The organism is Gordonia sp. (in: high G+C Gram-positive bacteria), assembly GCF_012515855.1.
Taxonomy (GTDB): Bacteria; Actinomycetota; Actinomycetes; order Mycobacteriales; family Mycobacteriaceae; genus Gordonia.
On sequence record NZ_JAAYXO010000044.1, the window covers coordinates 1 to 26,895 of the forward strand.

Genomic DNA, 26,895 nt, shown 5'->3' on the forward strand with positions numbered 1-26,895 from the left:
CAGAACCCGTATCGCGACATCGACGCACTGCTCGCCGACTGCACGTATCGCGCAATCCTCGATGCCGTGACCGACGAGAAGAACCTCGCAGGTCTGCGCACTCCGGCCGACTTCGCTGACCTGTCGGCACGCATCGCGCCGATCGTCAGGTCGCGGGCTCCGGAGTACTTCGACGCCGCGGTCGCCGCGCTTGCCGAGTACTCCCCGGTCCGCCGGGCGATCGATGCGCGCACCGGGACCCTCGCTGCCGACGACGTCGCCGATCAACTAGCCAATCTGATCTTCGACGGATTCATCGGCGCGACGTCGCTCACGCATCTTCGCGCGCTGCCGCGCTACCTCACTGCCGCGCGACTCCGTCTCGAAGCACTTCCGTCGGCGGGGAATCGAGACAACGATGCGCTCGCTGCGATCGATCGGGTCATCGTCGCCTGGAACCGTCGGGAGGCGCAGCTGCCCGCGTCTCGACACGCAGCACTCGCCGACTTGGTTCAGTGGCGTCTGGAGGAACTGCGGGTGAGCTTGTTCGCTCAGCAGTTGGGAACCAGCGGATCGGTGTCTGAACAGCGGATCATCAAGGCCATCGACAAGTTCTGACCGCCACCGGCTCGGCGTCGATCACCGACGATCGCGTCGGAGTTCGTCGATCTCACGCTGGAAGTCGTCGGCCGATTCGAACGACCGATACACCGACGCGAAACGCAGGTAGCCGACCTCGTCGAGCTCGCGGAGCGGACCGAGGATCGCCAGCCCGACCTCGTTGCTCGGGATCTCGGCCGAACCCGATGAGCGGACGGTGTCTTCGACACGAGCGGCCAGTTTGGCGAGGGCGTCTTCGTCGACATGACGCCCCTGGCACGCGCGGCGGACCCCCTTCATCACCTTCTCGCGACTGAACGGCTCGGACACGCCGTTGCGTTTGACCACCGACAGCACGGCCGATTCGACGGTGCTGAAACGTCGCCCGCACTCACCGCAGGCACGGCGACGACGAATCGCCATGCCGTCATCGGCGACTCGGGAATCGACTACTCGGGTGTCGTCGTTCTTGCAGAACGGGCAGCGCATGCGTCGACAATACCCGGCGGGCTGTCGACCCCGACGCGCCAGGATCGGGTTGCTAACGGTAGTCCGGAACCACCAGCGCCTGCCCGACGCGCAGGCCCGACGACTCGAGACTGTTCAGCGCACGGACCTGAGCGATGACACCGGCAGCCGGCAGTTCCGGGGCGATCCGAGCGGCCAGCGCGGTCAGGGACTCGCCGGAACGCACATAGACGACCTCTGTCGCAGCGGGCGATGCCGGCGTCCCCGCATCCTGGAGGCCGCCGCCCACAATCGCCATCAACCACACCATCGCGGCCAGCGCACCGCCGACCAGCAACGCGCCCATCCACCGACGCCGCCGCTCGACGGCGGCCGAGTACACCGTGGCCGCGCCCCTGGTGTTCGAACGCGCGGTAACGGCGGACCGATCGCTAGCGCGTTCGATGCGAACCTGCTCCGAGACCCGTGTGCTGTCATCCGAACGGACCCGCGCGGCTCCCTGGCGGACCTCGAACTGCTGCCGATCGGGGCGCACGCGCGAGCGTTCGGACCTTCCCGTCGGACGACACACACCGCTCGCCTCCGAGATGGTCTCCCCTCGGCCGTTGCGAGCAGAAACAACCGGAAGATCGCAGGTCATCGCGATCCCGAAGTCTTCCGGCGCACGGTCTCGCACGGCGGAAGGACGACGCGCAACTCCACGCTGGATGCGGGCTGCAGGTGCGGCGGCGATGACGATCCTCATCACTCGTCTCCATTCGATCGGGTGTTCGAAGAACTCTTGTTCGATAGTTAACACGAGGGGTCCGACAAAGCGCGACACGCATCGAACAATTGTTTGAGGTTTGTGACCTACTCAACTACTGTTGGGGTCATCGATCGAACACCGCTGACGAAAGGCCGAACCGTGAGTGACACTCCCGATCCGATGCTCTCGACCGCAACCCTCGAGGCATCGCTCACCCAGCGTCAGCGGGAGGTGCTCGAGGTCATTCGGAAATCGGTCCGCGAGCGTGGGTACCCACCGAGCATTCGCGAGATCGGCGAGGCCGTCGGCCTCACCTCCACATCGTCCGTCGCGCACCAACTGCGCACCCTGGAACGCCGCGGGTTGTTGAAGCGGGACCCCCACCGACCACGCGCGGTCAACGTGCGCGAAGCCCCCAGCACGCCCCCACCCGGCGGCGACGCCGACGGTGAGTCACTGCCGACGCCGACATTCGTCCCGGTGCTCGGTCGCATCGCCGCGGGCGGACCGATCCTCGCCGAGCAGGCGGTGGAAGAGATCTTCCCGATGCCGCGCGAGCTCGTCGGCGACGGTTCACTCTTCATGCTCCGCGTGGTCGGCGAGTCGATGATCGACGCCGCCATCTGCGACGGCGACTGGGTGGTGGTCCGCCAGCAGAACGTCGCCGAGAACGGCGACATCGTGGCCGCCATGATCGACGGCGAAGCCACGGTGAAGACCTTCAAACGCACCGGCGGTCACGTGTGGCTGATGCCGCACAACGAGCATTTCGAGCCGATTCCCGGCGACGACGCCGCCATTCTCGGCAAGGTCGTCACCGTGATGCGCCGTATCTAATCCAGCGCCGTATCTGATCCAGCGCCGTATCTGATCCAGCGCCGTATCTGATCCAGCGCCGTATCTGATCGTGCGCCTTTCAGGCGCCCAACTCGGCGCGGGCCGCTTCCCGCGCCGCGGCGGGGCTCAGAGCCGCCACGGCGCTCGCCGCCGCCGCTCGGCATTGGGCGAGTGAAACCCCACTCAATCGCAGGCCGACCGCCGCCGCGGCTGCGGGTGCCGACGACAGCGAGGTGACTCCCAGGCCGACCAGAACACACGCCAGAAGCGGGTCGGCAGCGGCTTCTCCACACACGCCGACGGGTTTGTTCTGACGGGCTCCGGCCTCGCCGACGCGCTGGATCAATGCCAGGACGGCGGGCTGCCACGGATCAGTGAGGCTCGCGAGTTCCGGCGACATCCGATCCGCCGCCATCGTGTACTGCGTGAGGTCGTTGGTTCCGATCGAGACGAAGTCCACCTCCGCGAGGATCGCATCGGCCATGATCGCCGCAGACGGTACCTCGATCATCACCCCGGGAGTCAAGCCGTGCTCCCGCGTCACCGACGCGAACTCACGAGCCTCGTCGACGGTGGCGATCATCGGGGCCATCACCCACGGCGTCGCCCGCTCGGCACCCGCCGCGGCCTGCGCCAGCGCGTCGAGTTGATGGGTGCGCACCTCCGGGAAGGTCTGCACGATCCGGTTCCCGCGGACCCCCATCGCCGGGTTCGCCTCGTCGAGGTGCGTCACGAACTTCAACGGCTTGTCCGAGCCCGCATCGAGGGTGCGAATCACCACCTTCTGTCCGGGGAACGCATCGATGACCTCGCGGTACAACTGCACCTGCTCGTCGACCGTCGGCTCGGCGGCCCGATCGAGGAATGCCAGTTCGGTCCGGAACAGACCCACACCCTCGACCTGCGCCTTCGCCCCCGAACGCGCAGAGACGCCGTCGGCGACATTGGCGAGAATCGCGACCGCGTGTCCATCGCTGGTACGGCCGGGGCCACGCCACGCCGCGATCCGCGCGGCCTGCTCCCGTGATTCCGTCACGGCAGCCGCGATGGTCTCCGCGTCGGGCTCGGCGCCGACCGTTCCCCGATCACCGTCGATGTAACCCAGTGCACCAGAAGGGATTCGGTCGAGGTCGGTAGCGGCCACCACACACGGAATCGCCAACTGGCGGGCGATGATCGCCGTGTGACTGCTGGGCCCGCCCAGTCGCATCCCGAGACCGATCACCCGCTGCGGATCCAGCCCCGCGGTGTCAGCGGGCGCGAGGTCGTCGGCCAGCAGAATCGACGGCACGTCCGGGTTCGGGATGCCCGGTTCCGCCAGTCCTACGAGCTCGGCCACCACTCGGTCGCGGACATCCTTCAGGTCGGTGACACGTTCAGCCATCAGGCCGCCGAGCTTGGTGAACATCTCGACGAACTGGTCGGTGGCCGCGATGGCGGCGAGCGGTGCAGGCACTCCGGCCTTGATCGACTTGCCCGCAGCAGTCGCCCACCCTCGATCGCGAGCGAGGCCGGCCGTCGCGGTGAGGACCTCGGCCGCGACGCCGGTGCTGTGCGACGCCCGATCGGCGAGCCGATCGGCGACGACCGCCGCCGCGGCGGTGAAGCGCTCCATCTCCGCCTCGCGCCGATCATCGGGCACCTCCGTCGCATCGATGCCGTCGAAGCTCGGCCGACCACCGGGTCGAATCACCGGACCGTAGGCGAGGCCGCCGACGACTGGAGTGCCGGAGACGATGGTCTGCGCCGCGAACGGGTTCTCTGCCTGCAAGTCGGAAGTCACCTGGGTCATGTGAGACAGATTACAAGAAGTCCTTGACTAGTCAACATGGACCCATGTAAACAAAGATATAGATCCAATCAATTCCACATCAGTCCACATTCAGTGAGTTCTGCGTCACAGAGGAGCCGGCACATGTACGCCGAAGAACGCCAGTCCGCGATCGCGAACGAGGTGCGATCTCGCGGCCGGGTGTCCGTGACCGACCTGGCGGCACGATTCGCCGTGACCGGCGAGACCGTCCGCCGCGACCTGGTCGTCCTCCAACGCAACGGGCACCTGGTGCGCGTCCACGGCGGGGCCGTCCGACCCGATGTGGCCGCCGTCGTCGACGAACCCGACCTCGTCGTCCGAGAAGAGACCCGGCGCGCGCAGAAGAGCGCCATCGGCGCCGCGGCCGCCGCACTGCTTCCCGCGGACGGCGGGTCCGTCCTCATCGACGCCGGAACCACCACCCTCCAACTCGCGCTGGCGATACCCGGTGACATCCGGCTCACCTACATCACCAACAGCATTCAGATCGGGGGTCTCGTCGCCGACGCTCCCGGAGCCACCGTCCTGCTGACCGGCGGGCGCCTGCGACCGAAGACCGGTGCCGTCGTCGGCTCCGACGCGATCGCCATGCTGTCCAGGGTCCGCGCATCCGTCGGCTTCCTCGGCACCAACGCACTGTCGGTGGCACACGGTCTGTCCACACCGGACGCCGACGAGGCCGCCACCAAACGAGCGATGATCGCCGCCTGCACCACCACCGTGGTCCTGGCCGACTCATCGAAGATCAACCGGGAGGAACTCGTGAGCTTCGGAACGCTGGATGACGTCGACGTCCTGGTGACCGACGAGGGCATCGACGCGAGCTTCGCCGACGAGATCCGCGCGCATCAGATCGAGCTGGTGATCGCATGATCCTCACCGTGACCGCCAACCCGAGCATCGACCGGACCATCGAACTGGCAGGCCCCCTCCAGCGCGGCGAGGTTCATCGCGCCGCGCGGGTCATCGACCAGCCCGGAGGCAAGGGGGTGAACGTCTCTCGCGTCGTTATGGCCGCGGGCCTGCCGACCGTCGCGCTCCTCCCCGCTCGCTCAGACGATCCATTCCTGGCGAGGCTGACCGCCGCCGCCCTCCCTCACCAGCCGGTATCGGTCGACGGCACGGTACGCACCAACATCACGCTCGCCGAGCCAGACGGCACCACCACCAAGATCAATGAACCCGGCGCATCGATCAGCGCGAACGCGGCAGCGCTGCTCCTGTCGACCATTCTGGTCCGGGCCGAGGCCGCCGACTGGCTCGCCCTGTGCGGTTCACTGCCACCCGGCCTCGACGACGACTGGTACGCCCGACTGATCAGCGAGATGACCGAACGCCAGTGCCGTATCGCCGTCGACACCTCCGGCGCTCCCCTGTCCGCTGCCGTCGGGGGTCGTCCGGACCTGTTGAAGCCGAATGCCCACGAACTGGCGGAGATCGCCGGTGGCGACGGGGCGGCGATGGAGGCCGCCGCGGCCGACGGCGATCCGAGCATCGCCGCCGACGTCGCCCGGACCGTCGCCGACCGCACCGGAGGATCGATCCTGACCACTCTCGGCGGCTCGGGAGCACTGCTCACCACGCCGGACGGAACATGGTACGCCGAGGCGCCGCGCATCACCGTCCGCAGCACGGTCGGCGCAGGAGACGCCTCGCTGGCCGGCTATCTGATCGCACATCAACGCGGCGCCTCCCCCGAGGAACTGCTCCGCAGTGCCGTCGCACATGGTTCTGCGGCGGCGTCGCTGCCCGGAACGACGCCCCCGACCCCCGACCTCGTCGACACGGTCGCGTTGGCCGTCACCCGCCTGTCCTGACTTCCCGCCCCCGCCACCTCATCCGATCCAGCAGACACCAGATCCAGCAGACACCCGATAAGGCACCATCATGGCTCCACCGATCATCACCTCAGAACTCGTCCTCCTGGACGCAGACGCCGGCCCCGACTCGACCGCCGTCATCACGACGCTCGCCGATCTCGTCGCCGACGCCGGGCGATGCACCGCACCCGAGACGTTGGTCGCCGCCGCCGTCGAGCGCGAGACCAAGTCGGCCACCGGCCTGCCCGGCGGCATCGCGATCCCGCATGCGAGGGTCGAATCGGTCACCGCGGCGACCCTGGCCATGGCGCGGCTGAGTCGGAAGGCCGACTTCGGCGGTCCGGACGGTCCGGCCGACATCGTCTTCCTCATCGCGGCCCCGGCCGGTGCCGCGAGCGAGCACATGAAGGTGCTGAGTTCGTTGGCTCGCGCGTTGGTGCGACCGGACTTCGTCGCCGCCCTCCGCGAGGCCCCGGACGCCGACACGATCGTGGGCCTGGTCAGCGAGGTCACCGCGGGGAAGAAGCCTGACGCAGGGGAAACGGCTGACGCGCCGGTGCCTGCGCCGCCGGTCGCGGTCGACGATGCCGCGTCCGCCGGGCCTGCGGCCCGCCGCAAGGTCATCGCGATCACCGCGTGCCCCACCGGAATCGCCCACACCTACATGGCCGCCGACGCGTTGAAACTGGCTGCCGAACGCGCCGACGTCGACTTCCAGGTGGAGACCCAGGGATCCACCGGGTCGACCCCGTTCTCGGCGGCGACGATCGCGGACGCCAACGCAGTCATCTTCGCGACTGACGTGGGCGTCAAGGGTCGGGACCGCTTCGTCGGCAAGGCCGTCGTGGCCTCCGGCGTCAAGCGCGCCATCAACGAACCCGACGCGATGATCGCCGAGGCGATCGCTGCGGCCGACGACCCGCACGCCGCCACGGTGTCCGGCGACCCGAGCGCAGCCGCCGAATCGTCCGCGGCATCGACAGTGGGAATCGGCGGACAGCTGAAGCAGGCGCTGCTGACCGGCGTCAGCTACATGATCCCGTTCGTCGCGGCGGGTGGCCTCCTGATGGCCCTCGGCTTTCTGCTCGGCGGTTACGAGATCGCGAACAGCACCGTCGAAGACGGCACCTCGGACGGCATGTTCTATGCCCTCAACAACAGTCTGTGGGATCTGCCTCCGGGCGGGCTGATGCAGTACCTCGGCGCGGTCAGCTTCGCGATCGGGAACCTGGCGATCGGGCTGATGGTCGCCGTTCTGGCCGGGTACATCGCGTACGCGATCGCCGACCGGCCGGGTCTGGCTCCCGGCTTCACCGCCGGCCTCATCGCCGTCGCGGTGGATGCGGGGTTCATCGGGGGCCTGGTCGGTGGTCTGCTGGCCGGCGTCGTCGCGCTCTGGCTGTCGAAGCTGCCGCTGCCCCAGTGGGCGCGCGGTCTGCAGCCGGTCGTCATCATCCCGCTGGTCGCCACGCTCGTCACCGGTTTCGTGATGTTCGCGCTTCTGGCCCGTCCGCTGTCGTGGGTGAACACCGAGCTCGAGAACCAGTTGAACTCGATGTCGGGCAGTTCCAAGGTGATCCTGGGCGTGGTGATCGGCCTGATGATGTGCTTCGATCTCGGCGGTCCGGTCAACAAGGCCGCCTACGCATTCGGCGTCGCAGGCCTGGGCCTGGCCGGGGCCGGCGTCGCGCAGTGGGAGATCATGGCCGCCGTCATGGCCGCGGGCATGGTTCCCCCGCTCGCGCTCGCTCTGGCGACCCTGATGCGCCCCGCCGCGTTCACCGAACCCGAGCGCGAGAACGGCAAGGCCGCCTGGCTGCTCGGCGCGTCGTTCATCTCCGAGGGCGCGATCCCGTTCGCCGCCGCCGATCCGTTCCGCGTGATCCCGTCGATGATGCTCGGCGGCGCCGTCACCGGTGGCCTGGCGATGGCGATGAGCGTGCAGGTCCGCGCCCCGCACGGCGGCGTCTTCGTCCTGTTCGCGATGAACGGCACGTGGTGGAAGTTCTTGATCGCTATCGTGGCGGGTGTGATCGTCTCCGCGGTCGCCGTCTTGGCCGCCAAGCAGATCCAGCCGAGCACGAAGAAGGAGCCGACAGGCGTTCCGGTCACCGCCTGATCACGTTCGTCAGCCACGCAGACCGCTCTCCACTCGACCTCTCCAGAAAGGCGCACCATGCCCAGCACCACCGTCACCGTCGGCTCGGCCGTCGGCCTGCACGCTCGTCCGGCCACCGTCATCTCCGAGGCCGCCGCCGCGCTCGGCGTCTCGGTCACCCTCGCCGCCGACGGCGGCGAGCCGGTCGACGCGGGCAGCGCATTGATGATCATGACGCTCGGCGCCGAGAAGGGCGCATCGATCACCGTCGAGAGCGACGACCAAGCGGCCGTCGATCAGATCGCCGCACTGGTCGCCCAGGATCTCGACGCCGAGTAGAGCGTCAGTCCGCCGAACCCTCGTCGATCGTGAGGTCGCTCAACGCAGCGGCCAACGCCGAAGGCATCCGCACACGCAGGCGGGTGCCTTCGGCGTTGTGCTCGGTGTCGAGGATGTGCGCCTGCTGGTGCAGCCGGGCGATCACCTCGCCGCGCGCGAACGGCACCTGCAAGACGGCTTCGACGTCGTCGCGCTGGACGAAGTCGGTGATGGCCTGGAAGAGGTCGTCGAGGCCTTCGCCGGTCTTGGCCGACACGAACTGGGCGTCCGGATACTCGCCGCGGAGGGCGGTCATGGTGATTCCGTCCACCGCGTCGATCTTGTTGATCACCAGCATCTCCGGCGGCCACGGCAGCTTCTCCTCGGCGAGCACCTCGCCGAGCACCTGTCGCACCGCCGAGATCTGGTTGGCCGGGAACGGATCCGAGCCGTCGACGACGTGCACCAGCAGGTCGGCCTCCATCGCCTCCTCCAGGGTGGAACGGAAGGCTTCGACGAGCTGCGTCGGCAGATGGCGGACGAACCCGACGGTATCGGTGAAGACCACCTCGTGTCCATCGGCGAGTTGCGCGCGCCGGGTGGTGGGATCGAGGGTCGCGAACAACGCGTCCTGCACCAGGACGCCGGCTCCGGTCATCGCGTTCACCAGGCTCGACTTCCCGGCGTTGGTGTAGCCGACGACGGTGAGAGCCGGGATGCCGGTGCGCGCGCGAGCGGCGCGTTTGACCGTGCGCGCGGTCTTCATCCCGCGGATCTCGCGACGAATCTTCGCCATCCGCTCCCGAATCCGACGACGGTCGGTCTCGATCTTGGTCTCACCCGGGCCGCGCAGGCCCACGCCGCCGTTGCTGCCTGCCCGACCACCGGCCTGCCGAGACATCGACTCGCCCCAGCCTCGCAGCCGCGGCATCATGTACTCCATCTGCGCGAGCGCGACCTGTGCCTTGCCTTCGCGCGAGGTGGCGTGCTGGGCGAAGATGTCGAGGATCAGGGCGGTCCGATCGACCACCTTCACCTTGACGACCTTCTCCAGTGCGGTGAGCTGGGCCGGTGTCAGCTCGCCGTCACAGATCACCGTGTCGGCACCGGTGGCGAGGACGACTTCGCGCAGTTCTTCGGCCTTGCCCGAGCCGAGGTAGGTGGCGGGGTCCGGCTTGGCACGTCGCTGGATGAGGGCGTCGAGCACCTGGGAGCCCGCCGTCTCGGCGAGGGCGGCGAGCTCGGCCATGCTGGCCTGCGCCGCGGCTGCGCTTCCGGTGGTCCACACACCGACGAGGACGACCTGTTCCAGCCGCAGCTGGCGGTTCTCGACTTCGGTGATGTCTTCGAGTTCGGTGGAGAGTCCGACGACTCGCTGCAGCGAGGAACGCTCGTCGAGTTGGAGTTCGCCGGTGGTCGGGACCGGAGTGGTCCGCTCGGATACTGGTCCGTTGGTCAATTCAGTCATATGGGAACCATTGTGCCCCGGTTCGGGCACCGAATGCATCCGGATTATCCGCGGGCCCGCATCAGCTGTCTGCCCAGCCCTCGACGAGTTGGCCGCGGGCCACCAGGCGAGACGGACCGCGGAGGACTGCCTCCCCCTCGGCGACCGTCACGACCACGTCGCCGCCGGGCACCGTCAGTCCGACGACGCCCTCGGCGCGACCGGCCTTCCGCAGCGCTGCGGTGGCCGCGGCCACCAGTCCGGTCCCGCACGATCGGGTCTCGCCGACCCCGCGCTCGTACACGCGCATGTCGACGTGGAAGTCGATGCCGTCGCTCGCCGCCGCCGCGAGCGGCGTCAGGATCTCGACGTTGGCGCCCGCGGGAAAGACGTCCGCGTCGAGGCGAGGCTCACCGGTCAGGTCGAGTTCGGCGAGGCCTTCCGTCGTGAGCCCGTCGACGACACACGCGAGGTGCGGGTTGCCGACGTCGACGGCCTCACCGATCAGGGTCCGTCCCGCGATACCGACTTCGGAGGGTCCGCGGAGTCCGACCCTGCCCATCGACACACTGACATCGGCGTCGACCTCGTCGGCGTGGTGAATCGTCACGGGACGACCTCCCGCCCGCGAGCCCACGGTGAAGGTGTCGGAGTCGACGAGGCCTGCACTGCGGCAATAGTGGGCGAAGACCCGCACGCCGTTGCCGCACATCTCGGCGATGCTGCCGTCCGCGTTGCGATAGTCCATGAACCAGTCGACGCCCGAGACGCCGTCGGGCAGTCGGTCCAGGACGCCCTCGGCCACCAGCGCGCCCGCGGTGGCCACGCGGAGCACGCCGTCGGCGCCGATGCCCCGCTGACGGTCGCACAGCGCCGCGGTCAGATCGACGGTGAGATCGAGCTGCGCGTAGGGGTCGGGCAGGATCACGAAATCGTTCTGCGTCCCGTGTCCCTTGACGAACGTGCTCGCCGGAAGTGCATTCACTCCGCTCAGGTTACGCGTCCAGCGCGCGCAACGCGTTGTCCAGCAACCGATCGTCGGCGGCGTCGAGCCAGACCGCCCGGTTGTCTCGCCGGAACCACGACCGCTGTCGCCGAACGTAGCGGCGGGTGCCGAAGAAGGTGCGCTCCTGCGCCTCGTCGAGGTCGTACACGCCGTCCAGGTGGGCCAGGACCTGTGCGTAGCCGATCGCCTGCGAAGCGGTCCGCCCCTCGCGCAGCCCCCTCGCGCACAGCGCCTCGACCTCGTCGACCAGGCCGTCGGCGAACATTGCGGCGGTCCGCACCCGGATCCGTTCGTCCAGGGCCTCGCGTTCCCGGTCGAGGGTGAGGATCCGCGTCCCCCACCGCGGTTCACCGATGGTCGGTTGGGACGCGGCGAACGGTCGGCCGGTGATCTCGACGACCTCGAGCGCGCGCACGATGCGCCGACCGTCGGAGTCGAGAATGGTCCCGGCCGCGGTGGGATCCACCTCGGCCAGCTTCGCGTGGAGCGCCAAGGGGCCGATCTCGACGAGCAGCGCCTCGTACTTCGCGCGGACGGTCGGATCGGTGGCCGGAAACTCCCAGTCGTCCAGCAGCCCCTGGATGTACATCATCGAACCGCCGACGATGATCGGCGTCCGACCGGCTGCCAACAGCGCCTCCACATCGGCGGTCGCCGCGGTCTTGTATCCCGCCACCGTGGCCGTCTCGGTGACGTCGAGGACGTCGAGCTGATGGTGTGCGATTCCGCGGCGCTCGGCGACCGGCAGCTTGGCGGTCCCGATGTCCATGCCGCGGTACTGCTGCATGGCGTCGACGTTGATGATCTCTCCGTCGAGGCGCTCCGCCAGGTCGAGGGCGAGCGCGGACTTTCCACTGGCCGTGGGCCCGATGACCGCGACCGGCGCGATCATGCCGGGTCCCCTGCCAGATGCTGCCGCGCCGGGGTCCACACCGCGACCGTGTAGCCGACGCCGAACGGCGCATCGGCGTACAGCGACTCGCCGACCATGTCGGTCGCTGCGCACAGCCCCGCCAGCACCTGCCACGCGGCCCGGCCCGCGGCGCCTTCGGCTGCGCACTCGGACTCGGTCAGGCCGCCCAGCGCAGTGACGTCCGCCGCGCACAGCGCCGCATCGATCCGCCCCTGCAGTGCGACGGCCGAGGGTCGTTCCCCGCCGCCCGGCGCGCCGGGTGTCAGCGCGGTGGCGCCGTCGGCGACCACCAGCACGCCGATCGATTCACCGGCCGCGGCGATGGTCGTCGCGAGTTCCCGACCGGTGGCCGCACACTCCTCGGGCGAGGCCGACGGGTCGATCAGCACCGGGGTGACGGAGACGGTCGACGCGGCGCGCGACTGCGACTGTTCACGGAGCCAGGCTGCCACCAGCATCGACAGCGGCAGCGGCTCGCCGGGGCCCGCCCCGACGTCCCCTCCGAGGTCGGATCGGAGATCGACCTCCAGCGGCACGCCGTAGGCGCCGAAACCGCCGGTGCTGCGGTAGCGCGCAGCCGGGACGCTGCCGTCGGTCGCACCGACCACGATCCATCGCGATGCTGCCGTGGCCAGTCGAGCGCCCGCGTCCCGGACCGCCGTCCGCACCGGTTCGGTGTCCGCGGCGGCAGGACCTGCCAATTCGGGGACCAGAAGGGGCGCGCTGGGGATGATCGCAACCAGGGAGAGCACGGATTCGACGCTACCGGGGCGGTCCCGCCGACGGCGCCGCGGGTCACGGCCACCGGGGCGACGCGCCAATCCGTCCAGCAAATGTTGCGCGCCTCGCCCATGACTGGAGCCGCCCTGCTTGAATGAAGCAGGAACCACCTGGTGACTGGGCAGCCGTGACGCGCGGCGACAGCGAAGACAAGAGGATGAGCCATGACCAACCCGATCGAATCGAACTCTCCGGGATCTGATTCCGCGGCACCCTCACCGGCTCCCCGGCCGGGACCCAAGCCCGGACCACGACCCGGACCTCGCCCCGGTCCGCGCCCGGGGCCCGCGACCGGCGGCCCCACCCCTGCGGTTCCCGTACACCCGGTGCCGGTCGGCGATCCACACGAGTACGGTCGCATCGACGCGGACGGCGGAGTCTGGCTCAAGACTGCCGATGGCGAGCGCCAGATCGGCTCGTGGCAGGCGGGGACCGTCGAAGACGGATACGCCCACTTCTCCCGCAAGTTCGCCGATCTGGCGACCGAGGTCGAGATCCTGGAGGAACGCCTCGCAGCCCGATCGGGTGAGCCGCGCAAGACACAGGCGAGTGCCGCGCACCTCCTCGCCGACCTTCCCCAAGCGCAGGTCCTCGGCGATGTCGACGGTCTCGCCGCCCGCCTCAACGCGATCGTCGCCGGTGCCGACGACGTCGCCCAAGAGGTCCGCGAAGAGCGCGAGAGCGCCCGCAACTCAGCCGTCGGCCGCAAGGAGGAACTCGCCGCCGAGGCGGAGAAGATCGGTGCCGAGAGCACCTCGTGGAAGGCGGGCGGTGACCGCCTCCGCGCCATCCTCGACGAGTGGAAGACCGTCAAGGGCATCGACCGCAAGACCGACGACGCGCTGTGGCGGCGGTACTCGAAGGCGCGCGATGCTTTCAACCGTCGACGCGGCGCCCACTTCGCCGATCTCGACCGCGAACGAGCAGGTGCGAAGGGGCGCAAGGAGGAGTTGATCGCCGAGGCCGAGAAACTGTCGTCGTCCACTGACTGGGTGGCGACCGCGGGCAAGTTCCGGGAACTCCTTGCGGAGTGGAAGGCGGCCGGCCGCGCACCACGGGACTCCGACGAGGCGCTGTGGGTGCGATTCAAAGCCGCCCAGGACGTCTTCTTTCAGGCTCGCAACGCGGTGAACTCCGAGCGAGACGCCGAGTTCGCCGAGAACGCGAAAGCCAAGCTCGCACTTCTCGACGAGGGCGAGAAGACCATCGACCCGTCGACCGACCTCGAGGCCGCCCGCCGCGAGTTCCGACTGTTCCGTGCGAAGTGGGACGAGATCGGCAAGGTCCCCCGCGAGCAGATGAACAAGATCGAGAGCCGGGTCCGCGCCCTCGAGAAGCGTCTGCGCGACGAAGAGGACGCCGACTGGGCTCGGACCGACCCGGAGGCCCAGGCGCGAGCGGCGCAGTTCACCGAGCGCGCCGACAAACTCGACGAGCAGGCGGCCAAGGCCGAGGCTGCGGGCAAGGACCGCGAGGCCGACGACCTGCGGCAGCAGGCCTGCCAGTGGCGCGAATGGGCCACTGCGGCGCATTCGGCCCTCGACGACCGCTGACCGACGCACGGGGCCGCCCCGCGGGGTCTTGAACAGCTGAGGCCCGACCCGTATTCGGGTCGGGCCTCAGCAGTCGGCTAGTGGATAGTCAGGACTGATCGTCGTCCGACTTCGGCTTCTGCCCCGGTGCGACCGGACGCTGCAGCGACATGCCGAACGCCTCGCGGGTCGCGGCCTGCGCGCGCCGCTCCTCGGCGATCTGCAGGTGGTACGTGCTCCGGTTCCAGACCACGCGCGCCCAGTGGAACACCAGCACCATGGTGACCACCCAGCCGAGGATCAGACCCCAGCCGGCACCCGACGGTGTCAGCACCTCGTTCACCCCGACGGTGTTGCGCGTCCACAGCGCCAGCAGACCGGCGACCGCGGCCACGCAGGTTCCCGCCAGCGCGATCAGGGCGAGGACCCAGCGGCGCGTGATCAGCGCCAGGCTCGAGAACCCGATGCTGAAGATCGCGAGCAGGTACACGAAGATCTGCGACGGGAGCTTGATGCTCTCGGCGTCGGCCTTGCTCGACATGGTCAGCACGTCGAGCCCGGTCGCGTCGCCCGCATGCGGCAGGACCAGCGAGACCATGGCCAGCAGCACGCAGACCGCGACGACCATCGCTCGGGCACCCGGATCGATCTCCCCGGAGACCTTCTTCTCCGCCTTGCGCAAGTCGCGCTCGTACTCGTCGAAAGTTCGACGTTCGTCATCGTTAGTGCTCATGAACAGCCTCCAGTTCCGCATGCGGCCGCCGGTTCGACGTCGGCTCGCGCTCCGATCGACGGCATGCCGAGTCCGACGCCGACCGGTGGTGTGGTGGGCACAGTGCCCGCTTCGTGTGCGTCGCCCGCGCGCGTGCGACGGTGTGTCAGCACGCCCGAATCGGCGATCAGGTGATGGGGTGCGGCATCGGTGATCGTGACGGTGACGATGTCACCCGGCCGGACGGCTGCGGCATCGACGGTGTCGCCCGCTGCACGGAAATGCACCAGCCGGCCGTCGCGTGCACGGCCGGTCAACCGACCGGTCTCCGCGTTCTTGCGGCCCTCGCCCGCCGACACCAGCAGTTCCGCTTCCGTACCGATGAGCTCGGTGTTGGCCTCCAGGCAGATCCGTTCCTGCAGAGCGATCAGCCGCTGGTAGCGCTCGGTCACGACCTCCGGCGGAACCTGATCGTCCATCGTGGCGGCCGGGGTGCCGGGACGCGGCGAGTACTGAAAGGTGAAGGCGCTCGAGAAGCGTGCCTTCTCCACCACGTCGAGCGTCTCGAGGAAGTCCTCCTCGGTCTCGCCCGGGAAGCCGACGATGATGTCGGTGGTGATCGCCGCGTGCGGCATCGCTTCACGCACGCGATCGAGAATGCCGAGGAACTTCGACTTGCGATAACTGCGACGCATGGCCTTGAGCACGCGATCCGAACCGGACTGCAGCGGCATGTGCAGTTGGGGACAGATGTTCGGTGTCTGCGCCATCGCGTCGATCACGTCGTCGGTGAACTCTGCCGGATGCGGGGAGGTGAACCGCACGCGTTCCAGGCCGTCGATCGATCCGCAGGCGCGCAGCAAGTCGGCGAACGCTCCACGATTGCGCGGGGTGTCCGGATCGGCGAACGACATCCCGTACGCGTTCACGTTCTGCCCCAGCAGGGTCACTTCGAGGACGCCCTGGTCGACCAGAGCTTGGACTTCGGCGAGGACATCACCGGGACGACGGTCGACCTCTTTGCCCCGCAGCGAGGGAACGATGCAGAAGGTACAGGTGTTGTTGCAGCCGACGGAGACCGACACCCACCCCGAGTACGCCGAGTCCCGGCGCGCGGGCAGGGTGGACGGGAAGCGATCGAGTGAGTCGAGGATCTCGACCTGCGCCTCCTGGTTGTGACGGGCCCGTTCCAGTAGCACCGGCAGTGAACCGATGTTGTGCGTCCCGAAGACCACATCGACCCACGGTGCCCGCTGACGGACGACGTCCTTGTCCTTCTGCGCCAGGCAGCCGCCGACGGCGATCTGCATGCCGGGGCGCATCTCCTTGACCGGCGCGAGGTGCGACAGGTTGCCGTACAGCTTGTTGTCGGCGTTCTCGCGCACCGCACACGTGTTGAAGACCACGAGGTCGGCGTCATCGCCCTCCGGGGCGGCGACGTAACCGGCGTCCTCGAGCAGGCCCGCAATCCGCTCCGAATCGTGCACGTTCATCTGACATCCGTAGGTCCGGACCGAATAGGAACGGACGGCAGGGACTGCGTCGGCGGTCATCTGCTCGCGGGGGGCGTCAACACTCACACTCTAAGGTTACGTGCCCGTGCAAATCCGCCCACGTCACACATGTGACAACTAGGTTGTACCCATGGCCGACACAAACGTCCCACCGATGATCTCAATGAAGAACGTGCAGAAGCACTTCGGCGATCTCCACGTCCTGTGCGACATCGACTTCGAAGTACCCCGCGGCCAGGTGGTCGTGGTCCTGGGCCCGTCGGGTTCGGGCAAGTCGACGCTGTGCCGCACGATCAACCGACTCGAGCCCATCGACGGCGGTGAGATTCGCATCGAAGGCCAACTCCTTCCCGAAGAGGGGCGTGACCTGGCCAGACTCCGGGCCGACGTCGGCATGGTGTTTCAGTCCTTCAACCTGTTCTCGCACAAGACCATCCTGGATAACGTGACGCTGGGACCGCTCAAGGTCCGCAAGCAGTCGAAAGAAGACGCCACCAAGCGTGCCGTCGAACTCCTCGATCGCGTCGGCGTCGGCACGCAGAAGGACAAGTACCCGGCCCAACTGTCCGGCGGACAGCAACAGCGTGTGGCGATCGCACGGTCCCTGGCCATGTCACCGAAGGTCCTCCTCTTCGACGAGCCGACCTCCGCACTCGATCCCGAGATGGTCAGCGAAGTGCTCGACGTGATGGTGGCACTCGCCAAGGAGGGCATGACGATGGTGGTGGTGACCCACGAGATGGGGTTCGCCCGCAAGGCCGCCGATCGCGTCGTCTTCATGGCCGACGGCCAGATCGTCGAGGACACCGATCCGGAGAGCTTCTTCACCGCGCCGAAGTCCGACCGCGCCAAAGACTTCCTCTCCAAGATCTTGGGGGGCTGATCGCCGTGCACACCTCCACTCCCCGAACCCGCCGCGCGGTTGTCCTCGGCGCGGTGATCGCGATGATCGCCGCGCTCCTCGCGGCGTGCGGCAACTCGAACCCGCGTGATCTCGTCGAATCCATCAAAGACGGGCACGTGATTCTCGGCACCAAGTACGACCAACCGGGCATGGGTCTGCAGGAACCGGACGGCGACGTGGTCGGGTTCGACCCCGCCGTCTCGGAGTTCGTCGTCAATAACATCGCCGACCGCCTGGGCGTCGATCACCCGGAGATCACCTGGCGTGAGACCCCGTCCGCGCAACGCGAGACGCTGATCGGCAACGGTGAGGTCGACATGATCGCCGCCACCTACTCCATCAACGAGGCACGGTCGAAGAAGGTCGCCTTCGCCGGTCCGTACCTGGTGACGTACCAGGGCCTGCTGGTCCGCAAGGACGACACCACGCTCACCTCGCTGCTGGACCTGAACAAGGGTAAGAAGCTCTGCTCGGTGAGCGGCTCGACGTCCGCGCAGAACGTGAAGGGCCAACTGCCGGGCGTGCAGTTGCAGGAGTACGACTCCTACTCGGCCTGCGTGGAAGCGCTCCGACGAGGCAAGGTCGACGCGCTCACGACCGACGAGACCATTCTGGCCGGCTACGCCAACCGCTATCCGGGCGAGTTCCGCCTGGTCTCGATGACGTACCCCAAGGACGCGTGCGTCAAGGGCAAGCTCAAGAAGAAGGGCCAGCCCTTCTCCACCGAGCGCTACGGAATCGGCATGGCCAAGGACTATCCGGAAGCGGTCGACCAGGTCAACCAGGCGCTCGAGGCGATGCTGGCCGTGCCGCCGGGCGCCACCGAATCGACCTGGAGCACTGATCTCCGAGACGCCCTCGGCAACGACATCGTGAACGAATGGGTCGCCAGGGCCGACGCCCCCGACTCGGGCTACAAGCTCTTGCCCACCGTCGGTGATCTCGACTTCCTCACCGCTCCGGCGACCACCTGCGAAGGAGACTCCTAGATGTCTGACCTGTGGGAGAGCATGGGCCCAGCGCTCTGGCCCGCGTTCTGGATCACCATTCAGCTCACGTTCTTCTCGGCGATCGGCGCCCTGATCTGGGGCATCATTCTCGCCGCGATGAAGGTATCGCCGATTCCGGTGATGCGCGGGTTCGCCACCGCCTACGTGAACATCGTTCGCAACACCCCGCTGACCCTCATCGTGCTCTTCTGCTCGATCGGCCTCTACCAGAACCTGGGCCTGGCTCTGGCCCCGGACAACGCGAACTTCATCGAGAACAACAACTTCCGGCTCGCCGTTCTCGGTTTCGTCCTGTACACGGCGACCTTCGTCTGCGAGACCCTGCGCTCCGGCTTCAACACCGTGCCCCTCGGCCAAGCCGAGGCAGCGCGTTCGCTGGGAATGTCGTTCGTCCAGGTCTTCGGGCTCATCGTGCTTCCGCAGGCGTTGCGCACGGTGATCGCCCCGCTGGGCTCGGTGCTGATCGCACTGACCAAGAACACCACGATCGCCTCGGTGATCGGAGTCAGCGAAGCTGCGCTGCTGATGAAGACCGAGTTGGAAACACACGGAGACCAGATCCTGGTGATCTTCGCGATCATCGCAGCCGGGTTCATGGTCATCACGCTCTCCGAAGGCGCGATCTTCGGCTGGGCGGCTAAGCGATGGGCGATCAAGCGATGAGCGATCAAGCAACAGTCCTGTACGACGCGCCCGGACCGCGCGCGCGACTGCGCAACCGGATCGTGGCGGTGGTGTTCATCGCGGTCCTGCTGGCGATCGCCGCCTATGTGATCGTGGTGCTCGCCGACAACGGCCAACTCGACGCCGAGAAGTGGAGTCCGTTCACGGTCGGCGGCACGTGGACCACCTGGCTGCTTCCCGGCCTGTGGGGCACTCTCAAGGCCGCCTTCGTGTCGATCATTCTCGCAATGGTGCTCGGTGCGCTGCTCGGCATCGGCCGCATGTCCGACCACCGCTGGGTGCGCATCATCTGCGGGTTCATCGTCGAAGTCTTCCGCGCGATCCCCGTGCTGATTCTGATGTTCTTCGCGTACTTCCTGTTCGCGAAGTACGCGGTGGTCCCCTCGTCGCAACTGTCGTTCGCGGCGGTGGTCTTCGGTCTGACCCTGTACAACGGGTCGGTGATCGCCGAGATCCTGCGGGCGGGCATCCAGGCCGTCCCGCGCGGACAGAGTGAGGCCGCGCAGTCGATCGGTCTGCGGAAATCGCAGATGATGCGGATGATCCTGCTCCCCCAGGCGGTGACCGCCATGCTGCCCGCCTTGATCTCGCAGATGGTGATCGCGCTGAAGGACAGCGCCCTCGGCTATGCCTTCGGCTACATCGAAGTGGTCCGATCCGGCATCGTCTCGGCGTCGTACTGGGGCAACTATCTGCCGTCGCTGGTGGTGGTCGCACTGATCATGATCGCCATCAACTTCGCGCTGACCAGTTTCGCGGGCTACCTCGAGGGACGTCTTCGCCGCGGCCGACGCCGGACCCAGGCGCCCGATCCCGAAGAGGCCGATCTCGAGGCCATGGAGAACGTTCCTGGGCTCAACCGACCTTAGGGTCGTCGAGACCCGTTTCGTTCTCGCAACGCGGGGCGTTCTCGAGGACTTCCTTCACGACCGACCCGATCAGGTCGGGAGGGAAGCCTCGCCGCCCGAGCGCACCGGCGAGTCTGCGGTGGGCCTTGGCCCGGACCTCTCGGTCCTCGAGGTCTTCCGCGGACACCCGGAGCTTCTTCTGCGCCAACTGCAGCGCGTTGGCGCGTTCGTCGTCGGGGTCGATCTGCGCGAGCGCGTTCGCCGCGGTCTCCTCATCGACGCCTTTGGTCCGCAACTCACGCTTGAGGGCGAGGCGTCCACGCCCGGAATGCGTGTGGCGTGACCGCACCCACTCCTGCGCGAACTCGGTGTCGTCGAGCAGACCCGACTCGTCGAGTCGGCGGAGGGTCTGCTCCACCTCGTCGGCGGAGAACTCGCGGCTCAGCAGCCGCTCGCGCATCTCGGCCCGGCTGCGAGCCCTCGTCCCCAGGAGCCGCAGGGCGGCGTCCCAGGGAGAGGGCCCACTCCGGGCGCCGTCCATCAGAAGTCGACCGGCTCGGGCGCGATCTCGTCCGCTTCGTCGCGCGGGCGGCCGATGCCGAGCTTGTCCTTGATCTTGCCCTCGATCTCATCGGCGATGTCGGGGTTGGCGAGGAGGAACTTCCGCGCGTTCTCCTTGCCCTGACCCAGTTGATCCCCCTCGTAGGTGAACCACGAGCCCGACTTGCGGATGAAGCCCTCAGCCACACCGAGATCGATCAGCGAGCCCTCGCGGCTGATGCCGTGGCCGTACAGGATGTCGAACTCGGCCTGCTTGAACGGCGGAGCGACCTTGTTCTTGACGACCTTGACGCGGGTGCGGTTGCCGACTGCGTCGGTGCCGTCCTTCAGCGTCTCGATGCGACGGACGTCCAGTCGCACCGAGGAGTAGAACTTGAGCGCCTTGCCACCGGTGGTGGTCTCCGGCGAGCCGAACATGACGCCGATCTTCTCTCGCAGCTGGTTGATGAAGATCGCCGTGGTGTTCGAGTTGTTGAGGCCGGACGTCATCTTGCGCAGCGCCTGGCTCATCAGGCGCGCCTGCAGGCCCACGTGGCTGTCGCCCATCTCGCCCTCGATCTCGGCCTTGGGGGTGAGCGCCGCGACCGAGTCGACCACGACCACGTCGATCGCCCCGGAGCGCACGAGCATGTCGCAGATCTCGAGCGCCTGCTCGCCCGTGTCGGGCTGCGAGATCAGCAACTGGTCGATGTCGACCCCGATCGCCTTGGCGTACTGCGGGTCCATCGCGTGTTCGGCGTCGATGTAGGCGCACACGCCACCTTGGCGCTGGGCCTCGGCGACCACATGCATCGCCAACGTGGACTTACCCGACGATTCCGGGCCGTAGATCTCGGTGACGCGGCCGCGCGGCAGGCCGCCGATACCGAGCGCCAGATCGAGCGCCAGGGCGCCGGTGGACACGGCCTCGATGGCCATCGTGCCCTTCTCGCCCATGCGCATGATCGAGCCCTTGCCGAACTGCTTGTCGATCTGCGACAAGGCCATGTCGAGCGCCTTTTGCCGGTCGTTGCTGAGGTTGGTGACGTTGCTCATCTCGGTTCCTGTTCGTGGGTGCTACGGGCCGGTTCCGGCCGATCTGGGAGCCACCCTAAACAGGGGGTGTCACACAGTTTCGGCGCTCGAATGACAGCAGCGTAACTCATCGAACAACTGTTCGGCAAGCATCACCTGCGCGCCCGCGGACGCGCCCTGAGTTACAGCGTGGCGTCGCCCTCGCCGGCCAGCTCGCTTGCGGTGGGCGGGCGCATGATCAGGTCGATCGCCTGCCAGAGGGTGAACGAGATCGGATAGAACAGCGCCGGCCCGGCCAGGCCGATCGCCGCGGTGACCACCATGATCGGGATCAGCGGCACGTCCGGCGCGGTCAACGCGATCCACACGCCCAGGGTCACGAGGATCGACCCGAACGTCAAGATGATGTTGGCGGTGATCGCACCCAGCTCGAAGGCGTGGTCGCCGCGCCGATAACCGTGGCCGCACGCTCGGCACGTCTCTTGTCGCTTGAACCAGCCGAGGAAGTAGTTGCGCCGGTCGCCGCACCACGCGCAGCGCCGGGTTATGCCGCGCCCCAACAGGCGCAGAGCGGACGGAGGCTGGTCAGTTGCTTCAGTCATCAACCCTGATAGTGCCCGATTGCGTCGCGGAAACGTGAACAGCCCAGAATGAGAACGTGGTTGTTGTCGTGCAGCCCGAGGCGGGGCCCCAGGACGCGGTGCCCTCCTCCCCTGCCCGGCGCCCCGGTTCCGTGCGCCGCACGATGACCACCGACGTGTGGCGCGTCGACGTGCCCCAACCCGCCCGAATCCGCCTGCGCGGCCAGGATCTGGTCACCGAACTCGACGGCCGCACACGGGTCCTCGACCAACTCGCGATCGACCTGACGCTCGATGAGGTCACCGGCGAAGTGCTCCACGCCGAGCACCCCGACCTGGCTCCCCTGGTCGGCGCCAACGTTCGGCGCGGGTGGGGCAAAGCGGTGGCCGCAGTGTTTGCCGCCGAGCAAGCGCAGCGCACCCTGCGCTGGTCGATCCTCGAAGACCTCGGGGCGGCGTGCCTCGTGTCGGGCTTCACGCACCTGCTCGACGGTCGCCTCCACGAACTGATTCGCCAGGCGCACCACGCGGCCGGAGGTTCGAACCTGCGCCGGGTCGATGCCCAAAGCGACATCTGCGTCGGCTGGCGGGTCGAGGGCCCCGTCCACGCGGTGGCGGTCGAGTTCGGGCGCAGCGCGATCCCGATCGGTGGCCCGGCGCCGGCGGTGTGGGCGGGCGACCCGGCCGGATGGCATGCGGTGCCCGACATGCCACCGGGCACCTTGCGCCGTATGCGCCGGCTCGACACCTGGCCGACCGACGACGGGTGGGCGCTCGACTCCCACTTCCGCGACTCCGCCGCGATCGACGGCGATGCCGTGCGCCCCGAACAGATGGTGCTCCACGAGTACGCCCTCGCCGCCTCGGTCGACAATGCCGACCGCCTGGCATCGGTCACCGTCGAGCACATGTCGCTGCCCTGGGCCGGGTGCCCCGGGGCGGTGCCCTCCGCCCAGCTCGCGGTCGGCACGCCGCTGGCCGACCTGCCCGCTCGGGCCCGCACCGAACTGATCGGACGCGACACGTGCACCCACCTGTCGAGCACGCTGCGCGAGCTCGCCGACGTGGTCGCCCTGCGTCCGAACCTCCCCGTGAACCCCGCCCCCTGATCTCCCCCGAAAGGCATCTTCCATGAGCACATCTCTCTCCCCCACCGACGCGGTCGTGATCGGCGGCGCCCGCACGCCGATCGGGCGCGCCCACCGCGGCTCGCTGATCGACGTCGACCCGATCGACCTGGCCCAGACGGTGATGGCCGCGGTCGTCGAGCGCACCGGCATCGACCCGCACGAGCTCGACGACATCGTCATCGCCGAATCACTCCACGGCGGCGGTGTGATCGGCCGCAACGCGGCGATCCGGCTGGGCTGGCACGACGTGCCCGCGCTGGCCGACAACCGGCACTGCGCGGCCGGTCTGTCGGCGATCCAGATCGCGGCCAGTTCGATCAAGGCCGGGATGGACCGCGCCGTCCTCGCCGGCGGCACCGAGAGCTTGTCGAGCATGCCGCGCCTGCTGCGCTCGATCCCGTTCAGCGCCCAGGACTACCAGCCGTGGGCGCCCGCCAGCCATCCCGAGACGCCCGACGCGCCGGCGTTCGACATGTCGATCACGGTCGGCGAGAACACCGCCCGCGAGGTCGGCCTCAGCCGGGAAGAGCTCGACGGGTGGGCCCTGCGCTCGCACCACAACGCGGCCCACGCCCGCGACAACGGCCTGTTCGACGACGAGATCGTGCCGGTCACGCTGCCCGACGGATCGCTGTTCACCCAGGACGAACACCCTCGCGCCGACACCTCGGCCGAGAAGCTGGCGAACCTCAAGGTGATCCACCCCGAGATCGACGGTGCGGTCATCACTGCCGGCAACGCGGCCGGCGTGAACGACGGCGCGGCCGCCACCATCGTGACGTCGGCCGAGTGGGCCGAGGCCCACGGCGTAGCGCCGGTGGCGCGGCTCATCGCCTGGGCGTCGGCCGGCGTGGCCCCCGCGCGCACCGGGATGGCGCCCACGGTGGCGATCCCGAAGGCCCTCGAGCGGGCCGGCATGAGCGTGGCCGACATCGACCTGTGGGAGATCAACGAGGCGTTCTGCTCGGTACCGGCGGCGGCGGTCAAGGTGCTCGGCATCGATCCCGAGATCGTGAACCCGGTCGGCAGCGGGTGCGGGCTCGGCCACCCGATCGCCTGCACCGGCAGCCGGATGGTCGTCACGATGATCAACCAACTGCGCCAGCGCAACCAGTCGATCGGGCTCGTGTCGATGTGCGCCGGCGGCGGGATGGGCTCGGCGCTGATCCTGGAACTGCTGTAGTCCACCGCCCAGATGGCACAATGAACGCCCTGTGGAGCGGAGCCTGGGTGCCACCTTTTTCCTGATCGCGTCGGTCGCGTTCGCCATCGCGTTCGGTTCGTGGTGGCTCAACCACTCCGTGTTCAGCCCGGACCGCACCACCGATTCGGCGGTGGCGATGCTCGACGACCCCGACATCCGCCGCGAGCTGATCGCCCTGATCGCCCCACTCGCCGCGCCACACCTCGACACCAACTCGGCCGACCTGGCGGCGCGCCTGGAGACCCAGGTGTTTCCGCTGCGCGCCGGCGCGGCCGAGATGGCGCCGATTCTGGAGCGCGCTCACCAGATCATCATCGGCGATAGCGACGACCCATTGATGATCACCGGATCGCAACTGATCCCGATCGTGCGCGACCAACGGGCGGCCGACGTCGCCGAGTTCAAGGTCCCGATCGAAGAGATCGGCACGCTGGCCACGTTCAAGTCGGCCAGCCGCTGGATGGTGCCGATCGCCGCCGGCTTGGGGCTGATCCTGGTCGCGCTCGGCCTGTTCACGCGGCCCGAGCGGCGCGAGGTGATCAACGCGCTCGGCGAACTACTCGTGGCTATGGCGGTCGGCGTGGTGCTGTTCGGGTGGGCGATTCCCGTGCACCTGTTCACCGCCGTCGACAATCAGACCTGGACCAAAGCGATCCCGAACCTGGCGATGCGCACGCTCCCGGTCACGATCGGCACGGCGATCGTGTTGTCGATCGGCGGCGCGCTGCTGATGCTGACCTCGCGGTCGGGCGGCAACCGCCGACAGTGGTCGACGCCGCTCGCCACGGCCCGCTACCGCGGCGGCGACAACCCCGGCTGGTCGTAGCCCGTCAGCTGCGCGGGACCTGGGCCCAGGGCAGCTCCTTGTCGACCCGCGGCTCGCCGGGCAGGCCGAGCACCTGCTCGCCGATGATGTTGCGCAACACCTCCGACGTGCCGCCCTCGATCGAGTTGGCACGAACGCGCATGAACGCGTACTGGATGCCCTTGTTGACGCCCGTCGCGTCGAGCTCGGTGGGGCGCCGGAACGTGTAGTCGTAGCCGATCTGGCCGTCGAGGCCCATCAGGTCGATGCAGAAGTTGTAGAGCGCCTGGTTGAAGATCGCGAACTCGAGCTTCGACACCGACCCCTCCGGGCCCGGGTTGCCGGCCCGCGCGGCCTCGGCCGCGCGCACGTTGGTGAGACGGCCGACCTCGCCACGCACCCACAGCCGCATCAGTTCGTCGCGCTGGGCCGCCGAGCGACGGTCCTCAGGCAGGCCCTTCCAGATCGCCACCGCGTCGTTGGCCGCGCCACCACGGCGCGGCTTGCCACCGCCCGAGGCGCCACCCCCGCCGATTGCCGTGCGCTCGTTCATCAGCGTGGTGAGCGACACGCGCCATCCCTCGCCCTCGGCCCCGATCCGGTTGGCGTCGGGGATCCGGGCGTCGGTGAGGTACACCTCGTTGAACTCGGCTTCGCCGGTGATCTGGCGTAGCGGGCGCACCTCGACGCCCGGCGATCGCATATCGACCGCGAAGTACGTCATTCCCTTGTGCTTGGGCAGGTCAGGGTTCGACCGGGTGACGAGCATGCCCCAATCGGCCAGGTGCGCCAGCGTGTTCCACACCTTCTGCCCGTTGACGATCCACTCGTCGCCGTCCTTCACCGCCCGGCAGGCGAGCCCGGCGAAGTCGGAGCCGGCGCCCGGCTCGGAGAACAGCTGGCACCACTTCTCCTCGCCGGTGAACATCGGCCGCAGGAAGCGGGCGTGCTGCTCGGGCGTACCGTGCGTGGCGATCGTGGGCCCGGCCAGCGCCGAGAAGAACGTGGTGGGGTCCTGAGCGGCCGCTCCGGCTTCGCGGAAGCGGCGCTCGACGTGGCCGTTCAGGCTGCGGTCGAGGCCCAGCCCACCTGCCCCGACCGGGTGATGCACCCACGCCAGCCCGGCGTCGAAGCGAGCGCCGCGCAGCTCCACGTCGGGGGTGGTCTTCGGATCGTGGGCGGCGAGCACCGCGTCGATCGCGGCGTCAACGGTTTCCAGCGGGGAGGCTTCGAGGGCGGTCACCGCACCAGTTTGACCGATCACTTGACCCGACGGTCAAGCGGAGCCCGCTGACGGGCGCGCGATCCGTGACTCTCTCGCGAACCGCAGTAGGGATTGCGGGACTCACCTGGCAGAATGTCGGGCGCCTCGGATACGAGGTCATGGTGGTCGTAGCTCAGGTGGTTAGAGCGCCAGGTTGTGGCCCTGGAGGCCGGGGGTTCAAGTCCCCTCGATCACCCCGAAACGGCGGCGAGTGCCCGTACACTCGCCGGCCGCACATAAGCCGCCTCTAGCTCAATGGCAGAGCAGTGGACTCTTAATCCATTGGTTCTGGGTTCGAATCCCAG

The 26,895-nt window shown here is 68.3% G+C and carries 27 protein-coding genes and 1 tRNA gene; 15 read left to right on the forward strand and 13 right to left on the reverse strand.

The window, feature by feature from the left end; translation table 11 throughout:
- Window positions 1-597: DUF3418 domain-containing protein (locus GX543_RS02720; protein WP_290849622.1), on the forward strand; the 597-nt coding region annotated here is incomplete at its 5' end.
- A 21-nt stretch (window positions 598-618) separates the two neighbouring features.
- Here the strand turns inward: GX543_RS02720 and nrdR are convergent.
- On the reverse strand, window positions 619-1,068 hold the full coding sequence (gene nrdR, locus GX543_RS02725) for a transcriptional regulator NrdR (RefSeq protein ID WP_290849624.1): 450 nt from the start codon (window positions 1,066-1,068) through the stop codon (window positions 619-621).
- A 52-nt stretch (window positions 1,069-1,120) separates the two neighbouring features.
- Window positions 1,121-1,429, reverse strand: a complete 309-nt coding sequence (locus GX543_RS02730; RefSeq protein ID WP_290849625.1) for a LysM peptidoglycan-binding domain-containing protein — start codon at window positions 1,427-1,429, stop codon at window positions 1,121-1,123.
- Window positions 1,430-1,975: 546 nt separating this feature from the next.
- Here GX543_RS02730 and lexA point away from each other — a divergent pair.
- Window positions 1,976-2,632, forward strand: a complete 657-nt coding sequence (gene lexA, locus GX543_RS02735) for a transcriptional repressor LexA (protein WP_290849657.1) — start codon at window positions 1,976-1,978, stop codon at window positions 2,630-2,632.
- Between the two features lie 79 nt (window positions 2,633-2,711).
- Here the strand turns inward: lexA and GX543_RS02740 are convergent, their stop codons facing one another.
- Complete coding sequence (locus GX543_RS02740; RefSeq protein WP_290849627.1) at window positions 2,712-4,424, reverse strand: putative PEP-binding protein; 1,713 nt, start codon at window positions 4,422-4,424, stop codon at window positions 2,712-2,714.
- A gap of 123 nt (window positions 4,425-4,547) precedes the next feature.
- Here GX543_RS02740 and GX543_RS02745 point away from each other — a divergent pair, with 123 nt between their 5' ends.
- The 4 genes from GX543_RS02745 to GX543_RS02760 all read left to right on the forward strand — a co-directional run bounded on the left by GX543_RS02745 (window position 4,548) and on the right by GX543_RS02760 (window position 8,702).
- Window positions 4,548-5,318, forward strand: a complete 771-nt coding sequence (locus tag GX543_RS02745; RefSeq protein ID WP_290849628.1) for a DeoR/GlpR family DNA-binding transcription regulator — start codon at window positions 4,548-4,550, stop codon at window positions 5,316-5,318.
- Window positions 5,315-6,262 carry a 1-phosphofructokinase gene (gene pfkB, locus GX543_RS02750; protein WP_290849630.1) on the forward strand — a complete coding sequence of 316 codons (948 nt, stop codon included), beginning with the start codon at window positions 5,315-5,317 and terminating at the stop codon, window positions 6,260-6,262. Before GX543_RS02745 ends, pfkB begins: the two co-directional genes overlap by 4 nt.
- A 70-nt stretch (window positions 6,263-6,332) precedes the next feature.
- A complete protein-coding gene (locus GX543_RS02755; protein ID WP_290849632.1) occupies window positions 6,333-8,384 on the forward strand; it encodes a fructose-specific PTS transporter subunit EIIC in 2,052 nt (683 codons plus the stop codon).
- 57 nt (window positions 8,385-8,441) lie between these two features.
- Entirely contained in the window at window positions 8,442-8,702 is a 261-nt protein-coding gene (locus tag GX543_RS02760; protein WP_290849633.1) for an HPr family phosphocarrier protein, read from the forward strand.
- 4 nt (window positions 8,703-8,706) lie between these two features.
- On the opposite strand, the gene hflX is transcribed toward GX543_RS02760, so the two are convergent.
- The 4 genes from hflX to GX543_RS02780 form a co-directional block, all read right to left on the reverse strand.
- On the reverse strand, window positions 8,707-10,149 hold the full coding sequence (hflX, locus tag GX543_RS02765) for a GTPase HflX (protein ID WP_290849635.1): 1,443 nt from the start codon (window positions 10,147-10,149) through the stop codon (window positions 8,707-8,709).
- Window positions 10,150-10,210: 61 nt separating this feature from the next.
- The gene (gene dapF, locus GX543_RS02770; protein ID WP_290849636.1) at window positions 10,211-11,113 is read right to left on the reverse strand and encodes a diaminopimelate epimerase; all 903 of its coding nucleotides are present in this window, start codon (window positions 11,111-11,113) and stop codon (window positions 10,211-10,213) included.
- A gap of 10 nt (window positions 11,114-11,123) precedes the next feature.
- Entirely contained in the window at window positions 11,124-12,026 is a 903-nt protein-coding gene (miaA, locus tag GX543_RS02775) for a tRNA (adenosine(37)-N6)-dimethylallyltransferase MiaA (RefSeq protein WP_290849637.1), read from the reverse strand.
- Window positions 12,023-12,799, reverse strand: a complete 777-nt coding sequence (locus GX543_RS02780; RefSeq protein ID WP_290849638.1) for a hypothetical protein — start codon at window positions 12,797-12,799, stop codon at window positions 12,023-12,025. The genes miaA and GX543_RS02780 overlap by 4 nt, the downstream gene beginning before the upstream one ends.
- Window positions 12,800-12,991: 192 nt before the next feature.
- Here GX543_RS02780 and GX543_RS02785 point away from each other — a divergent pair, with 192 nt between their 5' ends.
- On the forward strand, window positions 12,992-14,380 hold the full coding sequence (locus GX543_RS02785; protein ID WP_290849639.1) for a DUF349 domain-containing protein: 1,389 nt from the start codon (window positions 12,992-12,994) through the stop codon (window positions 14,378-14,380).
- A gap of 88 nt (window positions 14,381-14,468) precedes the next feature.
- Here GX543_RS02785 and GX543_RS02790 read toward each other — a convergent pair whose 3' ends face one another.
- Together GX543_RS02790 and miaB are read right to left on the reverse strand one after the other, a co-directional pair.
- A complete protein-coding gene (locus tag GX543_RS02790) occupies window positions 14,469-15,092 on the reverse strand; it encodes a hypothetical protein (RefSeq protein ID WP_290849640.1) in 624 nt (207 codons plus the stop codon).
- Window positions 15,089-16,624 carry a tRNA (N6-isopentenyl adenosine(37)-C2)-methylthiotransferase MiaB gene (miaB, locus tag GX543_RS02795; RefSeq protein ID WP_290849658.1) on the reverse strand — a complete coding sequence of 512 codons (1,536 nt, stop codon included), beginning with the start codon at window positions 16,622-16,624 and terminating at the stop codon, window positions 15,089-15,091. Before miaB ends, GX543_RS02790 begins: the two co-directional genes overlap by 4 nt.
- 115 nt (window positions 16,625-16,739) lie before the next feature.
- Between miaB and GX543_RS02800 the strand changes: the two genes are divergently transcribed.
- The 4 genes from GX543_RS02800 (at window position 16,740) to GX543_RS02815 (ending at window position 20,052) form a co-directional block, all read left to right on the forward strand.
- Window positions 16,740-17,468, forward strand: a complete 729-nt coding sequence (locus GX543_RS02800; protein WP_290849641.1) for an amino acid ABC transporter ATP-binding protein — start codon at window positions 16,740-16,742, stop codon at window positions 17,466-17,468.
- Between the two features lie 62 nt (window positions 17,469-17,530).
- Window positions 17,531-18,478 (forward strand): glutamate ABC transporter substrate-binding protein, encoded by a 948-nt coding sequence (locus GX543_RS02805; protein ID WP_290849659.1) that lies wholly within the window; start codon window positions 17,531-17,533, stop codon window positions 18,476-18,478.
- Window positions 18,479-19,162 (forward strand): amino acid ABC transporter permease, encoded by a 684-nt coding sequence (locus GX543_RS02810; protein ID WP_290849643.1) that lies wholly within the window; start codon window positions 18,479-18,481, stop codon window positions 19,160-19,162.
- Window positions 19,159-20,052 carry an amino acid ABC transporter permease gene (locus GX543_RS02815; RefSeq protein WP_290849645.1) on the forward strand — a complete coding sequence of 298 codons (894 nt, stop codon included), beginning with the start codon at window positions 19,159-19,161 and terminating at the stop codon, window positions 20,050-20,052. The genes GX543_RS02810 and GX543_RS02815 overlap by 4 nt, the downstream gene beginning before the upstream one ends.
- Here GX543_RS02815 and GX543_RS02820 read toward each other — a convergent pair.
- The 3 genes from GX543_RS02820 to GX543_RS02830 all read right to left on the reverse strand — a co-directional run bounded on the left by GX543_RS02820 (window position 20,039) and on the right by GX543_RS02830 (window position 22,208).
- Window positions 20,039-20,491, reverse strand: coding sequence for a regulatory protein RecX (locus GX543_RS02820; RefSeq protein ID WP_290849647.1), 453 nt, complete (start codon window positions 20,489-20,491; stop codon window positions 20,039-20,041). The genes GX543_RS02815 and GX543_RS02820 overlap by 14 nt on opposite strands.
- An 80-nt stretch (window positions 20,492-20,571) precedes the next feature.
- Complete coding sequence (recA, locus tag GX543_RS02825) at window positions 20,572-21,627, reverse strand: recombinase RecA (protein WP_290849648.1); 1,056 nt, start codon at window positions 21,625-21,627, stop codon at window positions 20,572-20,574.
- A 161-nt stretch (window positions 21,628-21,788) separates the two neighbouring features.
- Window positions 21,789-22,208 carry a DUF983 domain-containing protein gene (locus tag GX543_RS02830; RefSeq protein ID WP_290849649.1) on the reverse strand — a complete coding sequence of 140 codons (420 nt, stop codon included), beginning with the start codon at window positions 22,206-22,208 and terminating at the stop codon, window positions 21,789-21,791.
- 143 nt (window positions 22,209-22,351) lie between these two features.
- Between GX543_RS02830 and GX543_RS02835 the strand changes: the two genes are divergently transcribed.
- The 3 genes from GX543_RS02835 to GX543_RS02845 are packed head-to-tail and all read left to right on the forward strand — an operon-like array spanning window position 22,352 to window position 25,347.
- On the forward strand, window positions 22,352-23,296 hold the full coding sequence (locus tag GX543_RS02835) for a DUF2889 domain-containing protein (RefSeq protein ID WP_290849651.1): 945 nt from the start codon (window positions 22,352-22,354) through the stop codon (window positions 23,294-23,296).
- Window positions 23,297-23,318: 22 nt separating this feature from the next.
- A complete protein-coding gene (locus GX543_RS02840) occupies window positions 23,319-24,500 on the forward strand; it encodes a thiolase family protein (RefSeq protein WP_290849653.1) in 1,182 nt (393 codons plus the stop codon).
- 31 nt (window positions 24,501-24,531) lie between these two features.
- Window positions 24,532-25,347, forward strand: a complete 816-nt coding sequence (locus GX543_RS02845) for a hypothetical protein (protein ID WP_290849654.1) — start codon at window positions 24,532-24,534, stop codon at window positions 25,345-25,347.
- Between the two features lie 4 nt (window positions 25,348-25,351).
- Here GX543_RS02845 and GX543_RS02850 read toward each other — a convergent pair whose 3' ends face one another.
- Window positions 25,352-26,569 carry an acyl-CoA dehydrogenase family protein gene (locus GX543_RS02850; RefSeq protein ID WP_290849655.1) on the reverse strand — a complete coding sequence of 406 codons (1,218 nt, stop codon included), beginning with the start codon at window positions 26,567-26,569 and terminating at the stop codon, window positions 25,352-25,354.
- Between the two features lie 143 nt (window positions 26,570-26,712).
- On the opposite strand from GX543_RS02850, the gene GX543_RS02855 reads away from it, so the two are divergent.
- A tRNA-His gene (locus tag GX543_RS02855) sits at window positions 26,713-26,786 on the forward strand.
- Window positions 26,787-26,895 lie beyond the last annotated feature (109 nt).